This is a genomic window from Leclercia tamurae (genome assembly GCF_025566055.1).
In the GTDB taxonomy this organism is placed as follows: domain Bacteria; phylum Pseudomonadota; class Gammaproteobacteria; order Enterobacterales; family Enterobacteriaceae; genus Enterobacter; species Enterobacter tamurae.
Genome location: NZ_JAMHKS010000076.1, coordinates 333176 through 349046 on the forward strand (window position 1 = coordinate 333176; position 15871 = coordinate 349046).

Annotated in this window: 14 protein-coding genes; 4 read left to right on the plus strand and 10 right to left on the minus strand. The window is 59.8% G+C overall.

What is annotated here, in order from left to right; genetic code table 11:
- Positions 1-26: 26 nt before the first annotated feature.
- Positions 27-140 (plus strand): protein YohO, encoded by a 114-nt coding sequence (locus tag M8318_RS17775; RefSeq protein WP_106995318.1) that lies wholly within the window; start codon positions 27-29, stop codon positions 138-140.
- Here M8318_RS17775 and M8318_RS17780 read toward each other — a convergent pair.
- The 8 genes from M8318_RS17780 to bglX form a co-directional block, all read right to left on the minus strand.
- Positions 115-852 (minus strand): ABC transporter permease, encoded by a 738-nt coding sequence (locus M8318_RS17780; RefSeq protein ID WP_262663757.1) that lies wholly within the window; start codon positions 850-852, stop codon positions 115-117. The genes M8318_RS17775 and M8318_RS17780 overlap by 26 nt on opposite strands.
- Positions 836-1786 (minus strand): ABC transporter ATP-binding protein, encoded by a 951-nt coding sequence (locus M8318_RS17785; RefSeq protein WP_262663758.1) that lies wholly within the window; start codon positions 1784-1786, stop codon positions 836-838. The genes M8318_RS17780 and M8318_RS17785 overlap by 17 nt, the downstream gene beginning before the upstream one ends.
- The gene (locus M8318_RS17790) at positions 1779-2936 is read right to left on the minus strand and encodes an ABC transporter permease (protein ID WP_262663759.1); all 1158 of its coding nucleotides are present in this window, start codon (positions 2934-2936) and stop codon (positions 1779-1781) included. Before M8318_RS17790 ends, M8318_RS17785 begins: the two co-directional genes overlap by 8 nt.
- A 15-nt stretch (positions 2937-2951) precedes the next feature.
- Positions 2952-3869 (minus strand): glycine betaine ABC transporter substrate-binding protein OsmF, encoded by a 918-nt coding sequence (gene osmF / locus M8318_RS17795; RefSeq protein ID WP_262663760.1) that lies wholly within the window; start codon positions 3867-3869, stop codon positions 2952-2954.
- 70 nt (positions 3870-3939) lie between these two features.
- Positions 3940-5175, minus strand: a complete 1236-nt coding sequence (locus M8318_RS17800) for an MFS transporter (protein WP_262663761.1) — start codon at positions 5173-5175, stop codon at positions 3940-3942.
- Between the two features lie 48 nt (positions 5176-5223).
- Positions 5224-6783, minus strand: coding sequence for an MFS transporter (locus tag M8318_RS17805; protein WP_262663762.1), 1560 nt, complete (start codon positions 6781-6783; stop codon positions 5224-5226).
- Complete coding sequence (locus M8318_RS17810) at positions 6780-8132, minus strand: glycoside hydrolase family 28 protein (RefSeq protein ID WP_262663763.1); 1353 nt, start codon at positions 8130-8132, stop codon at positions 6780-6782. Before M8318_RS17810 ends, M8318_RS17805 begins: the two co-directional genes overlap by 4 nt.
- Positions 8133-8504: 372 nt before the next feature.
- Positions 8505-10802, minus strand: coding sequence for a beta-glucosidase BglX (gene bglX, locus M8318_RS17815; protein ID WP_262663764.1), 2298 nt, complete (start codon positions 10800-10802; stop codon positions 8505-8507).
- Between the two features lie 188 nt (positions 10803-10990).
- Here bglX and dld point away from each other — a divergent pair, with 188 nt between their 5' ends.
- Together dld and M8318_RS17825 are read left to right on the plus strand one after the other, a co-directional pair.
- Positions 10991-12736, plus strand: coding sequence for a D-lactate dehydrogenase (dld, locus tag M8318_RS17820; protein ID WP_262663765.1), 1746 nt, complete (start codon positions 10991-10993; stop codon positions 12734-12736).
- A 100-nt stretch (positions 12737-12836) separates the two neighbouring features.
- Positions 12837-13391: a GNAT family N-acetyltransferase gene (locus M8318_RS17825; RefSeq protein WP_262663766.1), complete on the plus strand. Its 555-nt coding sequence runs from the start codon at positions 12837-12839 to the stop codon at positions 13389-13391.
- A gap of 89 nt (positions 13392-13480) precedes the next feature.
- Here the strand turns inward: M8318_RS17825 and pbpG are convergent, their stop codons facing one another.
- Both pbpG and M8318_RS17835 read right to left on the minus strand, forming a co-directional pair.
- Positions 13481-14401: a D-alanyl-D-alanine endopeptidase gene (gene pbpG / locus M8318_RS17830; protein ID WP_106995329.1), complete on the minus strand. Its 921-nt coding sequence runs from the start codon at positions 14399-14401 to the stop codon at positions 13481-13483.
- A gap of 167 nt (positions 14402-14568) precedes the next feature.
- The gene (locus tag M8318_RS17835) at positions 14569-15156 is read right to left on the minus strand and encodes a Yip1 family protein (RefSeq protein ID WP_106995330.1); all 588 of its coding nucleotides are present in this window, start codon (positions 15154-15156) and stop codon (positions 14569-14571) included.
- Between the two features lie 153 nt (positions 15157-15309).
- Here M8318_RS17835 and M8318_RS17840 point away from each other — a divergent pair, with 153 nt between their 5' ends.
- Positions 15310-15870 carry a DedA family protein gene (locus tag M8318_RS17840; protein WP_106995332.1) on the plus strand — a complete coding sequence of 187 codons (561 nt, stop codon included), beginning with the start codon at positions 15310-15312 and terminating at the stop codon, positions 15868-15870.
- Position 15871 lies beyond the last annotated feature (1 nt).

Consider the following 15871-nt stretch of genomic DNA (forward strand, 5'->3'; position numbering starts at 1 on the left):
CGCTCTGTTAACATCAGGAGCACATTATGAAGGCAACCAAAGTCGCGGTTATCACCCTGTTCATTCTCATGGCCGTTAGCGGTATTGGCGGCGTGATGCTGGCAGGGTATTCGTTTATTGTCCGTGGCGGTGTTGGCTGAGGCGCTTAGCCAGCCGCTCAAAGGCACGATCCACCACAATCGCCGCCAGCGCCACCAGCAGCGCGCCCTGGATAATATAGGCCGTATTAAACCCGCTTAAGCCGATAATAATCGGCGTCCCCAGCGTGTTAGCCCCTACCGTTGAGGCAATGGCCGCCGTACCGATATTGATAATCACCGAGGTGCGGATCCCGGCCAGCATCACCGGCGCGGCGAGCGGCAACTCCACGTTGCGCAGACGCTGCCAGCCACTCATCCCCATCCCTTCTGCCACGCTGATGGCCGCTGCGGGCACTGACGCCAGCCCCGCCAGCGTCGCCTGCAGAATCGGCAATACCCCGTAGAGGATCAGCGCGATAATCGCGGGCTGCTGACCAAATCCCATCACCGGCACCGCAATCGCCAGTACCGCCACCGGCGGAAAAGTCTGTCCGACCGCGGCGATGGTCTCCACCAGCGGGCGAAACTCGCGCCCGGCCGGGCGGGTGACGGCGATCCCGGCTCCGGCTCCCAGCACAATCGCGATCAGGCTTGAGGCCCCCACCAGCCAGAAGTGGGACAGCGTCAGGCTAACAAAGCTCTCCTGCTGATAGACCGGGCGCGGCAGCGCCGGGAACAGGGCACTGAACAGCGGCCCGCTGTGGGGCATCCACAGCAGGAGCGCCACGAACAGGGCCACCAGCCACGGGAGCGGATCACGTAACCACGTCATGCGCCGCCTCCTGATTGAGCAGATCGCGGAACCAGAGGGTGCCGCACGGGCGATCCTCGTCGTCCACCACCGGCAGGCTTTCGCTGCCGCTGCTGACAAAGGCCGAGAGCGCATCGCGCAGGCTCATGGAGGCCCGCAGCGGGCTGACCTGACTGACGGCGATCTCCCGGCGCATCGACTCGCCCACCGTGCGCAGCGACAGCAGGCGCACGCCCAGCTCGCTGCGGCCAAAAAACTCGCGCACGAAACCATTCGCGGGCTGGGTCAGCAGCGTCAACGGCGTCCCCTGCTGCACCACTCTGCCGTTATCCATCAATACCAGATGGTCCGCCAGCCGCAGGGCTTCGTCGATATCGTGGGTGACCAGAATAATGGTGCGGCCCAGGATGCGGTGGATGCGGGTCATCTCCAGCTGCAGGGCGCTGCGGGTCACCGGATCGAGGGCGCCAAAGGGCTCATCCATCAGCAGCACCTCCGGATTGGCGGCCAGCGCACGCGCCACCCCTACCCGCTGCTGCTGACCACCGGAGAGCTGATGCGGGAACCGCTCGCGCAGCACCGGATCCAACCCCAGCAGGGCCATCAGCTCATCCACCCGATCGTCGATTTTTTGCCGGGACCATTTTTGCAGCTGCGGCACGGTGGCGATGTTGCGCGCCACCGTCCAGTGCGGAAACAGCCCGATGGACTGAATGGCGTAGCCCATCCGGCGACGCAGCTCCAGTACCGGCAGGCTGCGGATCTCCTCTCCGGCAAAGCGGATCAGGCCGCTGTCGTGCTCCACCAGCCGGTTGATCATCTTCAGGGTGGTCGATTTGCCCGACCCCGAGGTACCAATCAGCACCGAAAAAGCCCCTTCGGCAAAGGTCAGGTTCAGATCGCTGACCGCCGGCTCCCCGGCAAAGGTTTTATTTACATCATGAAATTCAATCATTGGTCTTCCTTCCCAACAGGGCGATCCACAGGGCAAACAGCGCATCCACCACCACCGCCAGGACGATAGTCGGGATCACCCCCAGCAGGACCAGATCCAGGGCGCTGCTCAGCAGGCCCTGGAACACCAGTGCCCCGAATCCTCCCGCGCCGATTAACGCCGCAATCACCGCCATCCCCACCGTTTGTACCGCCACCACCCGCAGGCCGCGCAGCAGTACCGGCAGCGCCAGCGGGAGCTGGATCTGCCAGAAACGTTGACGGGTGTTCATCCCCATCGCGTCGGCGCTCTCCAGCACCTCGGCCGGCACCTGGCTGAGCCCCGCCAGCACCCCGCGCGCCAGCGGCAGCAGGGCATAGAGTACTAACGCGATCAGCGCCGGGGTCATGCCGGTTCCGGCAATCCCCAGCGACGACAGCCACGGCCAGGCGCGGGTCAGCCCGGCGAGCGGGGCAATCAGCAGGCCGAACAGCGCCACGGACGGCACGGTCTGAATCACGTTCAGCACCGCAAACACCGGCCCCTGCGTCGTCGGACGACGATAACAGAGGAGTCCCAGCGGTACGCCAATCAGCAGCGCCGGGACCAGGGTTCCTGCCAGCAGGGTCAGATGCTGGGCGAGAGCAGCGTTAAAAATATCCTCGCGGTTGGCATACTCTTTCAGCAGGGAGAGAGAATGGAGTTCGCCGCTGAATAACAGCCCCAGCGGCAGGATCCAGATTTGCACCTGCAGCAGCCAGCGCCAGATCGGCTGCGGGCTGAGCCGGCGAATGGCATCGCTGCAGGCCAGCAGGCAGAGCGCCAGCCACAGCCACAGGCCGCTGCCCACCGCGGTACGCGCCAGCGGGCTCTCCGCAGTGGCGAGATGCGACGCCGCCAGCCCGGCACTCCAGACCAGCCCGGCGAACAGCAGTTCGCACACCACCAGCGTCGCCACTAACGCCCAGCGTCCGCGGGCCAGGGTTAACCCCAGCAGCAGGCCCAGCGGTAACAGCAGCAGCGCAGGGGAAAACGACCACACCTGCCAGAGGGCACGCCCCTCTCCGGACACCAGCCGGTTAGGGGCGAAATTAACGAAAGGTAACGCGCCTGCGGCCAGGGCTATGACAGCCAGCAGCAGCAGGACGCGGTTATGACATCTTATCGGCACTGATCTGTCCTGGGGCTACTTCACCAGCCCTTTCTGCTTCAGGTAATCTGCCGCCACTTTTTTGGCATCCAGCCCTTCCACTGCAATGCTGGCATTCAGCTGTTGCAGGGTTTTCTCATCCAGGGTTTCAAATACTGGCTTCAGCCAGGCATCCAGCTCCGGGTAGGCCTTCAGCACCGCTTCGCGCACCACTGGCGTCGGAGCATAGATCGGCTGAACGCCCTTCGGATCGGTCAGGGTTTGCAGACCCAGCGCCGCTACCGGACCGTCGGTACCGTAGGCCATCGCCGCATTGACGCCTGAGGTTTGCTGGGCCGCCGCTTTGATGGTCACCGCGGTATCACCGCCCGCCAGGGAGAGGAGCTGGCTTTGGTCCAGCTTGAAGTCGTAGGCTTTTTCAAAGGCTGGCAGGGCGTCCGGGCGCTCGATAAACTCCGCCGAGGCGGCAAGTTTGAAATCGCCCTTCTCTTTCAGATAGCGGCTGAGATCGTCGAGGGAGGTGAGCTTGCCTTTCTCCGCCACGTCCTTACGCACCGCGATGGTCCAGGTGTTGTTGGCCGGCGCCGGAGTGAGCCATATCAGCTTGTTCTGTTCGGCATCGAGCTTTTTGACTTTTTCATAGCCATTCTTTGCATTTTTCCATGCCGGGTCGTTTTCATCTTTGAAGAAGAAGGCCCCGTTGCCAGTGTATTCCGGGTAAATATCCAGCTCGCCGGAGGTGATGGCCCCGCGTACCACCGGGGTGGTGCCGAGCTGCACTTTATTGACGGTTTTTACGCCGTGACTCTCCAGCACTTGCAAAATGATATTGCCGAGCAGCGCGCCTTCCGTATCAATTTTTGACCCGACCTTTACCGGCTCTGCGGCCTGCAAAGGCAGGCTCAACGCCGCCAGCAGCGCCGTTGAACCAACAATCCCCTTTAAGATAGTCATTCCACTTTCCTCATGATTTTGCCGCCTTTTTCAGAGGCTTGAGAGAAAAGCGTAGTCGAAAAGCGGGGTTTTAGCCCTGGTCCGGCAGTTTTAACGGAAGGGTGAGCACGCTGGCGGCAAAGTACAGAATGGCAATCACCCACAGCGTCCCTTCCACGCCGAGCGGGGCCACGCACAGGGTGACAATCAACGGGCCGACAAAGTTGCTCAGGCCGGAGCCCAGATTGAGGCAGGAGATGGCCGCGCCTTTGTTATCCGGTAATAACGATGGGATCAGGGCGCTGAGCGGCCCGAACGCCCCCAGCCCGATGGCATAGAGCGCCAGCGCGCAGAACAGCGCCGTTTCGCTGTCGCCAAACAGCACCGGGGCGTAACACACCGCCAGCATCGCCAGCCCGCACAGGGTGCCGGAGAACCAGACCACGGTGTTGTGCCAGCCGATGGTATCCCCCAGCCAGCCAAAGAAGTAACTGGCGAAGATGTTAACCAGGTTCACCAGCCCCCAGACGGTAAGCCACTGTGCAATGCTGAAGCCAAAGCGCGGGAGGTAGACCGGCATCAGGATCACCAGCGAGAACTTGCCGATGTCATTGATGGTTTTGACGATCACTCCCAGGCGCATTTTCGGCTCGCGCACCAGCACCATCATCCCTTCAGCGAGCGCCGCCCCGATGCTGCCCCCCTGCTCAGCCTGCGGGCGATCGCGGTTGAGCACCAGGGCGCAAAAAGCCCCGAGCACCACAAAGACAAAGCCGCTCATCAGGGTGGCAGTTTCGCCGACCTCAGGCAGCATCAGGCTGGAGTACCAGGGCCCGACGATGGTCATTCCCACGCCAAAGGCGATCCAGAACCAGGAGACCGCCCGGCCGAGGATCCGCGGCTCGCAGCGCTGGTTGATCCACACCAGGAAGGAGTAAGCGAACAGCGGATAGGCCACGCCGCGCAGGGCGTAACTGGCCACCATCAGCGGGTAGTTGCCCTGCGGCAGGGCATAGCCGATAAACGGAATCGAGCCCAGAAAGTAGACCGCCGTCGCGGCCCACATCAGGCGACGCAGACCCAGCACCCCGGCGCCAATCCCCGAGAACCAGGAGACTGCCGCCACGCCCAGGCCAAATACCGAGGAGAGCAGGCTGATGTGGAAGGCATCATAGCCGCGGTTTTGCAGCATCGAGGCCAGCCAGCTTTGCTCGATGGTGGCGCCGGTAATAAACAGGAAAATGCCGATAAAGCCCCAGCTCAACTCCCGGGGCAGCCCCAGCCGGGCCCAGATCCCTTGCTGTATGAATACGCTATGTTCTGTCATCTGTGTGGTCTTAACGGACCGGGCACGGGGCCCGGTGCTGGTTGAGGATTATGCACTTTTCAGTTGCGGGGAGGTCTGACGCGCCAGCAGTCGTTTGCGATTGAGGTAGCCGACGCTGTTTTCGCCCCAGCAGTGCTCGTACGGCATGCCGGTCAGACTCTCGATGATCTGACGGTTTTCGGCGCTGACGCTGGCTTTGCTGCCGCCCTGCTTCAGGCGCGCCACTTCGTCGTTAAGAATGGCGTGGGTCCGGCTGTTAACGCGGAACTGGAAGGCAGACCAGATGCCCCAGATAGTAAGGATCACCGGGAGCACAATCATGATCACCATGATCATGTTGATGGCCGACTGTGGCTGGGCGGTCTGCCCGGAGACAAAACCCGACATCTGCAACGCCACGCCGACGAGGAAAATCGACATCGCCTGCGAGGCTTTACGCAGCAGGCTCATAAACCCGGCGAAGATCCCCTCCCGACGCTGGCAGGTGAGGATCTCGTCCACGTCCGCCACGAAGGTGTAGTTGTTCCACGGAATGGCGTAGATCCCGCCGCGCGCCAGACCGGCAATCGCCGCCCCGGCATACAGCATTATCATCCCGCCGGTCTGGTGGAAGTACGCCGACACCAGCAACGCGAAAGCCACCAGCGCCATCGACGCCTGGGTGGCAAAGGCGCGGGACGGGGAATAACGCAGGGTCAGCCAGGTGGCGATCCCGACGCCAAAGAACTGCAATGCGTTGATGACGCCAAGCAGATTAGAGGCCATCACCGAGGAGGTCATCAGGGCAAAGACCACGAAGTAGGTAAAGACCGAGTTGAAAATATCCTGTGCCACCGAACCGCCGAGGTACATCCCGAGGTGTGAGCGGAAGGTTTTGATTTTCAGAGTCGAAACGAAATCGTAGTAGATGTGGTACATGCGGGTCGCCAGCGGTTCTTTCGCTTCCTCTTCGTCGTGGACTTCGCTCTGCTGGATCTCCTCCAGCGAGCGCTCCCAGGTGCCGAAGTAGACAAAGAACAGCACGATCATAAACGAGACGGTAAAGATGGCCCCGGTGTAGAAGAACGAGTCTGAGGATTCAGGCCCGAAGTAAGAGACCAGGCGGCCCGGCAGGAACGCGGCGGCAAATCCCGCCAGCTGGGCAATGTACATGCGGGCACTGGTCAGCTTAGAACGCTTTTTGAAGTCGGAGGTCATCTCTGCTGACAGGGTGTCGTAAGGGATGATGATCATGGTGTAGACGATCTCAAACAGGATGTAGAACAGCAGGTACATCCAGTAGTTGAATCCCTCCACCCACAGCAGACTGTAGACCGACACCAGCGGAATACTGGCCAGCAGGAAGAAGCGGCGGCGGCCAAAGCGACGCCCGAGCGCGGTCTTATGGAAGTTATCGGATATGTAACCGATGACCGGACACATGATCACATCGACAATACGCGCCACCGCAAACAGCGAGCCGGCCTGAATCGGCGTCAGCCCGCAGAAGGTGGTTAAGAAAAACAGCAGCCAGGCGCTGACCAGCGTAAAGGCACCGGAGCCAATCACGTCCGCCAGTCCGTAACAGACATAGTTACGCAGTTTTATTTCTCGCACTTGTTTTATCATTTTTGTTCCCCTGAATTTGCCGGGTCGATACGGATGCTCTCTTCATCCCAGCCCGCGGGTAACGGCTGCGGGCGGGTGATCTGGATAGCGTGCAGCTGTAATCCCTCAATCCCTGCGGCATACAGCCCGGGCAGGCCGTGCGGATAAGGCTCCACCCCGTGGGCGCGGCCGGTGTGCGGGTTGACGAGATACGCGTTATCCCGCCCCATCCCGGTCGGGCGTTGCGGGTTGCAGGGCGGGCGCAGGTCATAGCAGCCCTGCTCGTCGCTGGCGCTCAGACGCTGGGCGAAGCTCAGGCCGTTGAAGGTAATGTCGTGGAGAGCGCCGGGGATATCACTGTGCAGGTTGATGGCCCCTTCCGCGCCGCCGCTGAGATTCGAGAAGGTAATCTGGCTTATCGCCCCCGGCTCAATATCCGGGGTGCGGTGACGGACGGAGATAAAGACCGGATCGGCTTTGCCCCAGTGGCAGGGGTCCCCGTGCTGGCAGTCGAAAATGATGTTGCTGAACAGCATCTGGCTGAACTGGCCGCCATCCCGGGAGACCAGGCCGATAGCGCGGTTGGATTCGAAGATGATGCAGTTGCTGACCACCAGGTTGCGGATAGCGGCGAAGGTCTCGGTCCCGACTTTGATGGCGCAGCTTTTCGAGCGGATGATGCAGTTGTTGACCGTCACGTTCTCGACCGGCTGCTGTAGTTCCGCGGCTTTGGCGGTGGTTTTCAGGCAGATACCGTCATCGGCGGCGCTGAAATAGCTGTCGCTGAGGTGGACGTGCTGGCAGCTGTCGATATCCAGCGCATCGGTATTGGAGAGGGTGAGATCGTTATTGATGGTGATGTTGTTGATGAACACGTGGTTGCAGCTGACCAGGTGCGCGGTCCACATCGGCGCGTCACTTAAGGTGATATCGTGGATCCGCACCTGCTGGCACCCTTCCAGCACCAGCATCCGCGGGCGACGGGTTTTCGGCTGGCGGTAGCCCTGGGCGTCCGGGTGCGGGGCAAACCAGGCGCTGGCATTGCCATCGATACAACCTGCCCCGCTCAGGGTCAGATGACGGGCATCGCGGGCATACATCAGCGCCATCCTTGATTGCTCGGCCATGCTTTGGGTTTCGGCGGCCAGGTAGTCGACCGTGTGGGGACTGGCCAGCAGATGCGCGCCCGCCTCCAGATGCAGGGTGAAGTTGGACGGTAACACCAGCGTGCCCGTCAGATATATGCCTGGCGTCACCACCAGCGTGCCACCCCCGGCCCGGTCGATGGTATCGATCAGGCTCTGCAGCGCAGTGGTAACGGAAGTCAGACCGCTGCGGTCGAGGTCGAGTTGTTCTAACGAGAGCTTCATGTTGCTACCTGTCAGCTGTTAAGTGACAAGCATTACACGCGGTTTCATCCCCCGGCTCGCGGGCCGTTTCTGCGGATTTTGAGGGAAGAGTGAAGGTCATCACGCCTGAATGCGCTGGTATAAAGTGCTTTTGATGGAGGTCACGTTTTGGCGGGTCAGGCAAAATTGAAGTGTGAAAAAAGTCACAATTCTTTATGGGGAAAGGGTTTTAAACGAGCGTAACAAACGAGTTTCAGGGCAGAAGGAGGAAAATTGTAGGGCCGGTCACGTATTCAGTGACGCAGCCCCGTTTGGCTATTGCCCGGCGGCGCTACGCTTGCACGGGCCTACGGGTTTTGTAGGCCGGGTAAGCGTAGCGCCACCCGGCAGCTGTTACAGCAGCTCGAACTCACCCTTATTCACACGGGCAGAATCGACGCCGATAAAGACGTTGAACTTGCCTGGCTCGGCAGCGTATTTCATCTGCTGGTTCCAGAACTTGAGCGCATCCACGTCAATCGGGAAGCTGACGGTTTTGGTTTCGCCTGGTTTCAGGTGCACCTTCTCGAAGCCACGCAGCTGTTTAACCGGGCGGCTCATGGAGGCGGTCACATCCTGAACGTACATCTGGATCACCGTATCCCCTTCACGTTTGCCGCTGTTGGTCACCTCGACGCTGGCCGTTACCGTGCCATCCGCTTTCATCGTTGGCGCCGACATTTTCACGTCGGAAACGGTGAAGGTGGTGTAGCTCAGGCCATAGCCAAACGGATACAGAGGGCCATTGGCTTCGTCGAAATAGCGCGAGGTGTACTTGTTCGGTTTATCCGCGTTGTAAGGACGACCGGTATTCAGGTGGCTGTAGTACACCGGGATCTGCCCGACGGAGCGCGGGAAGGACATTGGCAGTTTGCCCGACGGGTTGTAATCGCCAAACAGCACGTCGGCGATAGCGTTCCCGCCCTCGGTACCGGCAAACCAGGTTTCCAGAATCGCATCCGCCTGCTGGTTCTCGTCAACCAGCGCCAGCGGACGGCCGTTCATCAGCACCAGTACCAGCGGTTTACCGGTGGCTTTCAGCGCGGCAATCAGCGCCTTCTGGCTCTGTGGCAGAGTGATATCGGTACGGCTCGACGCTTCATGGGCCATACCCTGCGCTTCACCCACGACGGCAACCACCACGTCGGACTGCTTCGCGGCGTTAACCGCCTCGTCGATCATCTCCTGCGCCGGGCGCGGATCGACCTTCACCGCCTCTTCATACTGGTTGAGGAAGGTGACGATGTCGTTGTCGCTGGTAATGTTGGCGCCTTTGGCGTAAATCACCTTGCCCTTGTCGCCCAGCGCGTCTTTGATGCCGGTCAGCACGGTCACGGACTGATCGGCCACGCCTGCCGCAGACCAGCTGCCCATCACGTCACGCTTGCTGTCAGCCAGGGGTCCAACAACTGCCACTGTACCGGATTTGGCCAGCGGCAGCGTTTCCAGACGGTTTTTTAGCAGCACCAGGCTTTCGCGCGCCACGTCGCGGGCTTCTTTGCGATGTAAACGGCTTTCGGCGTTGGTGTCCGTCGGATCGGACTCTTTCGGCCCCAGGTGGCTGTACGGATCGTTAAACAGCCCCATATCATACTTCACGTTCAGGACGTGGCGCGTGGCATCGTCCAGCTCCGCCATAGTGACTTTGCCGCTCTTCACCAGACCCGGCAGGTACTTGCTGTAGTACTCGTCGCTCATGCTCATGTTGATGCCGGACTTCAGTGCCACCCGCACCGCGTCTTCCGGGTCAGAGGCCGTGCCGTGCTTGATCAGCTCTTTGATCGCCCCGTGGTCGGAGACGGTGATGCCCTTAAAGCCCCACTGGTCGCGCAGCACATCTTTCAGTAGCCAGGCATCGGAGGTCGCAGGGGTGCCGTTCAGCGAGTTCAGGGCCACCATCACCGCGCCGCTACCGGCATCGAGACCGGCTTTGTACGGCGGCATATAGTCGTTAAACAGGCGCTGCGGGCTCATGTCGACGGTGTTGTACTCCTTCCCGCCCTCCACTGCGCCATAGGCGGCGAAGTGCTTAACGCTTGTCATCACCGAGTAGCGATCGGCCGGGCTTTTGCCCTGCATCGCTTCAACCATGGTTTTGCCCATCGTTGCGGTTAAATAGGTATCTTCCCCGAAGCCTTCTGAGCCACGGCCCCAGCGCGGATCGCGGGAGACGTCGACCATCGGCGCCCAGGTCATGTTCAGGCCATCATCCGCCGCTTCGTAAGCCGACACGCGGCCGACGGTTTTCACCGCCTCGAGGTTAAAGGAGGAGGCCAACCCGAGGCTGATCGGGAAGACGGTACGCTGACCGTGAACCACGTCATAGGCGAAAAATAATGGGATTTTCAGGTGGCTGAGTTCCATCACCTGATCCTGCATTTTGCGGATATCCTGGCGGGTGACGGTGTTGAAAATCGCCCCCACCTGCCCGTTTTTAATCATCTCGCGGATGGCTTCTTTCGGGTTATCCGGGCCGACGCTGATCAGACGCAGCTGGCCGATTTTCTCATCGACCGACATCTTTGTGAGCAGATCGGTGACAAAAGCGTCGCGGGCTTCAGGCGTCAGCGGATGATTGCCAAACAGGTCATCAGCCAGCGCGGGTTGCAGCGCCAGACTCACAGCTACCCCTACAGAACAAAGCCATTTCATCTCGTTTACTCTCTCATCAATAACCGCCGGATAGTCGCGGCCAGACCGTACGAAAAGCGCAGTGTGCCATAAACCCTGTGAACCTTGCAGGGTTTATTCTCTGATTTTTCTGGTGAATACTGGTTCGCTTAAACATTAATCGCGCTATGATTTTGGACACGCATTTGAATAACCACAAGGGGTGGACGATGTCTTCTGATAACACCAGCTTCATTAACGAACTGTCACGTCTGGTAGGCCAGGCGCACCTGCTGACCGATGCCGCGAAAACGGCCCGCTACCGCAAGGGCTTTCGCTCCGGACAAGGCGACGCGCTGGCGGTGGTCTTCCCTGGCACCCTGCTGGAACTGTGGCGGGTGCTCAGCGCCTGCGTGGCGGCAGACAAAATCATTCTGATGCAGGCGGCCAATACTGGCCTGACCGAAGGCTCCACGCCGAACGGCAACGATTATGACCGCGACATTGTAATTATCAGCACCCTGCGCCTCGACAAGCTGCATCTGCTGGATAAGGGCGAACAGGTGCTGGCCTATCCGGGCACCACCCTCTACTCGCTGGAAAAGGCGCTGAAACCACTGGGCCGCGAGCCGCACTCGGTGATCGGCTCGTCCTGTATCGGCGCCTCGGTGATCGGCGGGATCTGCAACAACTCCGGCGGCTCGCTGGTGCAGCGTGGCCCGGCTTATACCGAAATGTCCCTGTTTGCGCGTATTGATGAACAGGGCAAACTGACCCTGGTGAACCACCTGGGTATCGATCTGGGCGTCACGCCGGAGCAGATCCTCAGCAAGCTGGATGACGATCGCGTCAAGGACAGCGATGTGCTGCACGACGGCCGCCATGCTCACGATCATGACTACATCTCCCGGGTACGCGAGATCGACGCCGACACCCCGGCGCGCTATAACGCCGACCCGGATCGTCTGTTTGAATCTTCCGGCTGTGCCGGCAAGCTGGCGGTATTTGCCGTGCGCCTCGACACCTTCCCGGCGGAGAAACGCCAGCAGGTGTTTTACATCGGCACCAACCAGCCGGAGGTGCTGACCACCATCCGTCGCCACATTCTCGGGGAGTTCACCCACCTGCCGGTGGCCGGTGAGTATATGCACCGGGATATCTACGACATTGCCGAACGTTACGGCAAAGATACCTTCCTGATGATCGACAAGCTCGGCACCGACAAGATGCCCTTCTTCTTCACCATGAAGGGGCGCACCGATGCGATGCTGGAGAAAGTGTCGCTGTTTAAGCCGCACTTTACCGACCGTTTTATGCAAAAGCTGGGCAATGCCTTCCCGGCGCACCTGCCGCCGCGGATGAAAAGCTGGCGGGACAAGTACGAGCATCACCTGCTGCTGAAAATGTCGGGCGACGGCATTGCCGAAGCGCAGGCCTGGCTGGCGGAATTCTTTAAAAGCGCCGAGGGCGACTTCTTCGCCTGCACCCCTGAAGAGGGCAGCAAGGCCTTTTTACACCGCTTTGCCGCCGCCGGGGCCGCGATCCGCTATCAGGCGGTACACGCCGACGAGGTGGAAGACATTCTGGCACTGGATATCGCCCTGCGCCGCAACGATACCGAGTGGTTCGAGCAGCTGCCGCCGGAGATCGATAGCCAGCTGGTGCATAAGCTCTATTACGGCCACTTTATGTGTTATGTCTTCCACCAGGATTACATCGTCAAAAAAGGGGTGGATGCCCACGCCCTGAAGGCGCAGATGCTGGCGTTGCTGAAGGCGCGCGGCGCGCAATACCCGGCGGAACACAATGTGGGTCACATTTACGAAGCCCCGGCCGCATTAAAGCAGTTTTATCGCGAAAATGACCCAACAAACAGCATGAACCCGGGCATTGGTAAAACCACCAAGCATAAAAACTGGAAAGAGCAGCCTGAAACAGCGGGGCATGGTGCGCAAGCCACTGATCAAACCAGTTAGCCAGGATGGGCCCGCTATTAAGCCCATACGAATCGTACTAGAGTAGCCACGGGTCGCCAGGGAAACGTTTCTCTGGCTTTTTTGCGAGGAGCGGACACCTATGTCGGCTATTGAAACTTTTTCCGAAACTGACGTTCAGATTCGCGATGCAGAGGCGGAGGACGCGCATGCCATTGCCGCTATTTACGCCTGGCACGTCCTTAACGGGCGCGCCTCCTTTGAAGAAGTTCCCCCTACCGTAGACGAGATGCGCCAGCGTATGAGCGCGGTGACCAGCCAGGGTTTGCCGTGGCTGGTGGCGCTCTATCGGGGGATTGTGGTGGGCTTCAGTTACGCCACCCTCTATCGCCCGCGCCCCGGGTACCGTTACACCATTGAAGATTCGGTTTACGTCGAGGCCAGCACGCCCGGGCGCGGCTTTGGCAGCGCACTGCTGAGTGCCCTGATTGCCCGCAGCGAAGAGGGGCCGTGGCGGCAGATGATTGCCATCGTCGGGGATGGGCCAAACAATGCCGGTTCGTTACGGCTGCATAAAAAACATGGATTCGAAGTGGCGGGACAGCTGAGAAGCGTGGGATACAAGAAAGGGGACTGGCGGGATACGTTGATTATGCAGCGCCCCCTCAATGACGGTGACTGGACGCTGCCGGAGTAGTGCTTTATCGCCGGGTGGCGCTGCGCTTACCCGGCCTACAAAACCGTAGGCCCGTGCAAGCGAAGCGCCGCCCGGCGATTAAAAACAACTCAATCGTTTTGCGCGGTCGCCATCTGGGCGGCTTTTTGCTTTTTATAGCTCAGCGCCGCAGCCGGTACCGGCTGCACCTTCCCGGTTTCAATCCAGGTCCGCAGACGGCTGGCATCGGCAAAGTGGGTATATTTGCCGAAGGCATCCATCACCACCAGCGCCACCGGCTTGCCATTAAAGACCGTACGCATCACCAGACAGTGGCCCGCGGCGTTGGTAAAGCCGGTTTTGGTCAGCTGAATATTCCAGTTATCGCGGTAAACCAGATGGTTGGTGTTACGAAACGGCAGGGTATAGGCCGGATTCGAGAAGGTCGCCATCTCTTCACGGGTGGTGCTGAGCTGGCCGAGCAGCGGATACTGCTTAGTAGCAATCAGCAGTCTCGTCAGATCCTGCGCCGTCGAGACGTTATGTATCGACAGACCGGTTGGCTCCACAAAGCGCGTCTGAACCATCCCCAACGCCTTCGCTTTCGCGTTCATCGCGCGGATAAAGGCGTTATAGCCGCCCGGATAGTGATGCGCCAGGCTTGCCGCAGCGCGGTTTTCCGAGGACATCAGCGCCAGCAGCAGCATGTTTTTGCGGCTGATTTCGCTCTTCAGGCGCACCCGGGAGTAGATCCCTTTCATCTCCGGCGTCTGGCTGATATCGACCCGCAGTTTTTCATCCAGCGGCAGTCGGGCATCGAGCACCACCATCGCGGTCATTAATTTGGTAATCGAGGCGATCGGGCGCACCAGATTCGGGTGGCTGGAGTAGATCACTTTGTTGGTATTCAGATCGACGATCATGGCGCTACCGGAGGCAATCTCCGGCTGGGCCGCAGTAGCCACAGCGGCAGGTTTGGCGATCGCCGGGGTCGCCACTGGCACAGCCAGCAACAGTGCAAGACTCAGTAAAGAAACGCGGAATTTCAGCATGGTGAGATTTCTGATAATTATTCATGCACGTAATAACGTACACCGCCCGGGTCATGGCGCGAACGCGGGCTGGCTAAGGCATCATAGCCGTCCGGATGCCTTGCTGCCAGTAGTTAATCGTGAACAGATGCTGCATTGCTGGCAATTACGCCAGCAATGCAGTGACCTCAGAAGAGACGATATCCATAACCCCAAAGAATAACCGTCAGCGCCAGCAGCACCTCAAGTAACAGCACGCCGATGGCGAGAGTAGAGCCGGAGAAGCTTCGACCCTCTTCTTTGTTGATCTTCAGGAAGGTAGGAATGCCGATATAGAGCAGATATCCGGTATAAAACAGCGCCAGGGTGCCTACCAGCGCGCATAGCCAGACGATCGGATAGAGCGCCACAATCCCGCTCAGAAACAGCGGCGTTGCCACGTACCCGGCAAACACCATGCAGTGCGTCAGCGAAGGCCGCTGCGGATATTTGCGCGCCATCCAGTAAATCACCCGCCCCATCGCCGCCACCCCGGCCAGCATCAGCGCATAAAACACCACGGCCAGCGCCAGGCCGGTGGTCCACGACAGTTTGACGATATTGCCGTCATCAAAATCCCAGCCTATTTGCGTGGTACCAATAAACGCGCATATCACCGGCACGGCGGCCATCAGCAACACATGGTGGGTATAGTGATGACTGACCGTTTCGTTTTCACCTCTGATCACGTGCATTTCACGATCGGGATGGGAAAAGAGTCCCCAGACATGGTTCATAACGCCCCCTTGTTGTCGGCCCGCTAGCGATACCTCAAGTATAATGCAGCCTGCGATTATTTTTTGAGCAACATAAGAAATGACGGTTGTCGGTTCATTGAACCCCGGAGTGTATGATTATGCAGACTTTCTCAGGAAGGCTACGCTTAACCCATGGATATCAATACTCTCATTGCACAGTATGGCTATGCCGCGTTGGTTGTTGGCAGCATAGCGGAAGGCGAAACCATCACCCTGCTGGGGGGCGTGGCGGCGCATCAGGGACTGCTACGTTTCCCCCTGGTGGTGGCAGCCGTGGCGCTCGGCGGGATGATCGGCGATCAGTTGCTCTACCTGGTTGGGGTGCGGTTTGGTCCGGCAATCCTGCGACGTTTTTCCCGCCATCAGAAGAAAATCGACCGCGCCCAACAGCTGATCCAGCGTCACCCCTACCTGTTCGTCATCGGCACCCGCTTTATGTACGGCTTTCGCATCATCGGCCCGCTGCTGATCGGCGCCAGCCGTCTGCCGCCAAAAATTTTTCTGCCGCTCAACATTGTCGGGGCCATCATCTGGGCGCTGATCTTCACCACCTTAGGCTACGTCGGGGGTGAAGTGCTGGAGCCATGGCTGCACTCGCTAAACCAGCACCTGCGCCACTGGATCTGGCTGATCCTGGTGGTGGTGCTGGTTCTCGCGGTACGCTGGTGGCTAAAACGCCGGGATCGCCACTGAT

Coding starts and splice junctions, on each gene's coding strand:
- M8318_RS17780 (WP_262663757.1), bottom strand. CDS start 852: ATGACGTGGTTACGTGATCCGCTCCCGTGGCTGGTGGCCCTGTTCGTG.
- osmF (WP_262663760.1), bottom strand. CDS start 3,869: ATGACTATCTTAAAGGGGATTGTTGGTTCAACGGCGCTGCTGGCGGCG.
- pbpG (WP_106995329.1), bottom strand. CDS start 14,401: ATGCTGAAATTCCGCGTTTCTTTACTGAGTCTTGCACTGTTGCTGGCT.
- dld (WP_262663765.1), top strand. CDS start 10,991: ATGTCTTCTGATAACACCAGCTTCATTAACGAACTGTCACGTCTGGTA.
- M8318_RS17840 (WP_106995332.1), top strand. CDS start 15,310: ATGGATATCAATACTCTCATTGCACAGTATGGCTATGCCGCGTTGGTT.
- M8318_RS17825 (WP_262663766.1), top strand. CDS start 12,837: ATGTCGGCTATTGAAACTTTTTCCGAAACTGACGTTCAGATTCGCGAT.
- bglX (WP_262663764.1), bottom strand. CDS start 10,802: ATGAAATGGCTTTGTTCTGTAGGGGTAGCTGTGAGTCTGGCGCTGCAA.
- M8318_RS17800 (WP_262663761.1), bottom strand. CDS start 5,175: ATGACAGAACATAGCGTATTCATACAGCAAGGGATCTGGGCCCGGCTG.
- M8318_RS17810 (WP_262663763.1), bottom strand. CDS start 8,132: ATGAAGCTCTCGTTAGAACAACTCGACCTCGACCGCAGCGGTCTGACT.
- M8318_RS17785 (WP_262663758.1), bottom strand. CDS start 1,786: ATGATTGAATTTCATGATGTAAATAAAACCTTTGCCGGGGAGCCGGCG.
- M8318_RS17775 (WP_106995318.1), top strand. CDS start 27: ATGAAGGCAACCAAAGTCGCGGTTATCACCCTGTTCATTCTCATGGCC.
- M8318_RS17805 (WP_262663762.1), bottom strand. CDS start 6,783: ATGATAAAACAAGTGCGAGAAATAAAACTGCGTAACTATGTCTGTTAC.
- M8318_RS17835 (WP_106995330.1), bottom strand. CDS start 15,156: ATGAACCATGTCTGGGGACTCTTTTCCCATCCCGATCGTGAAATGCAC.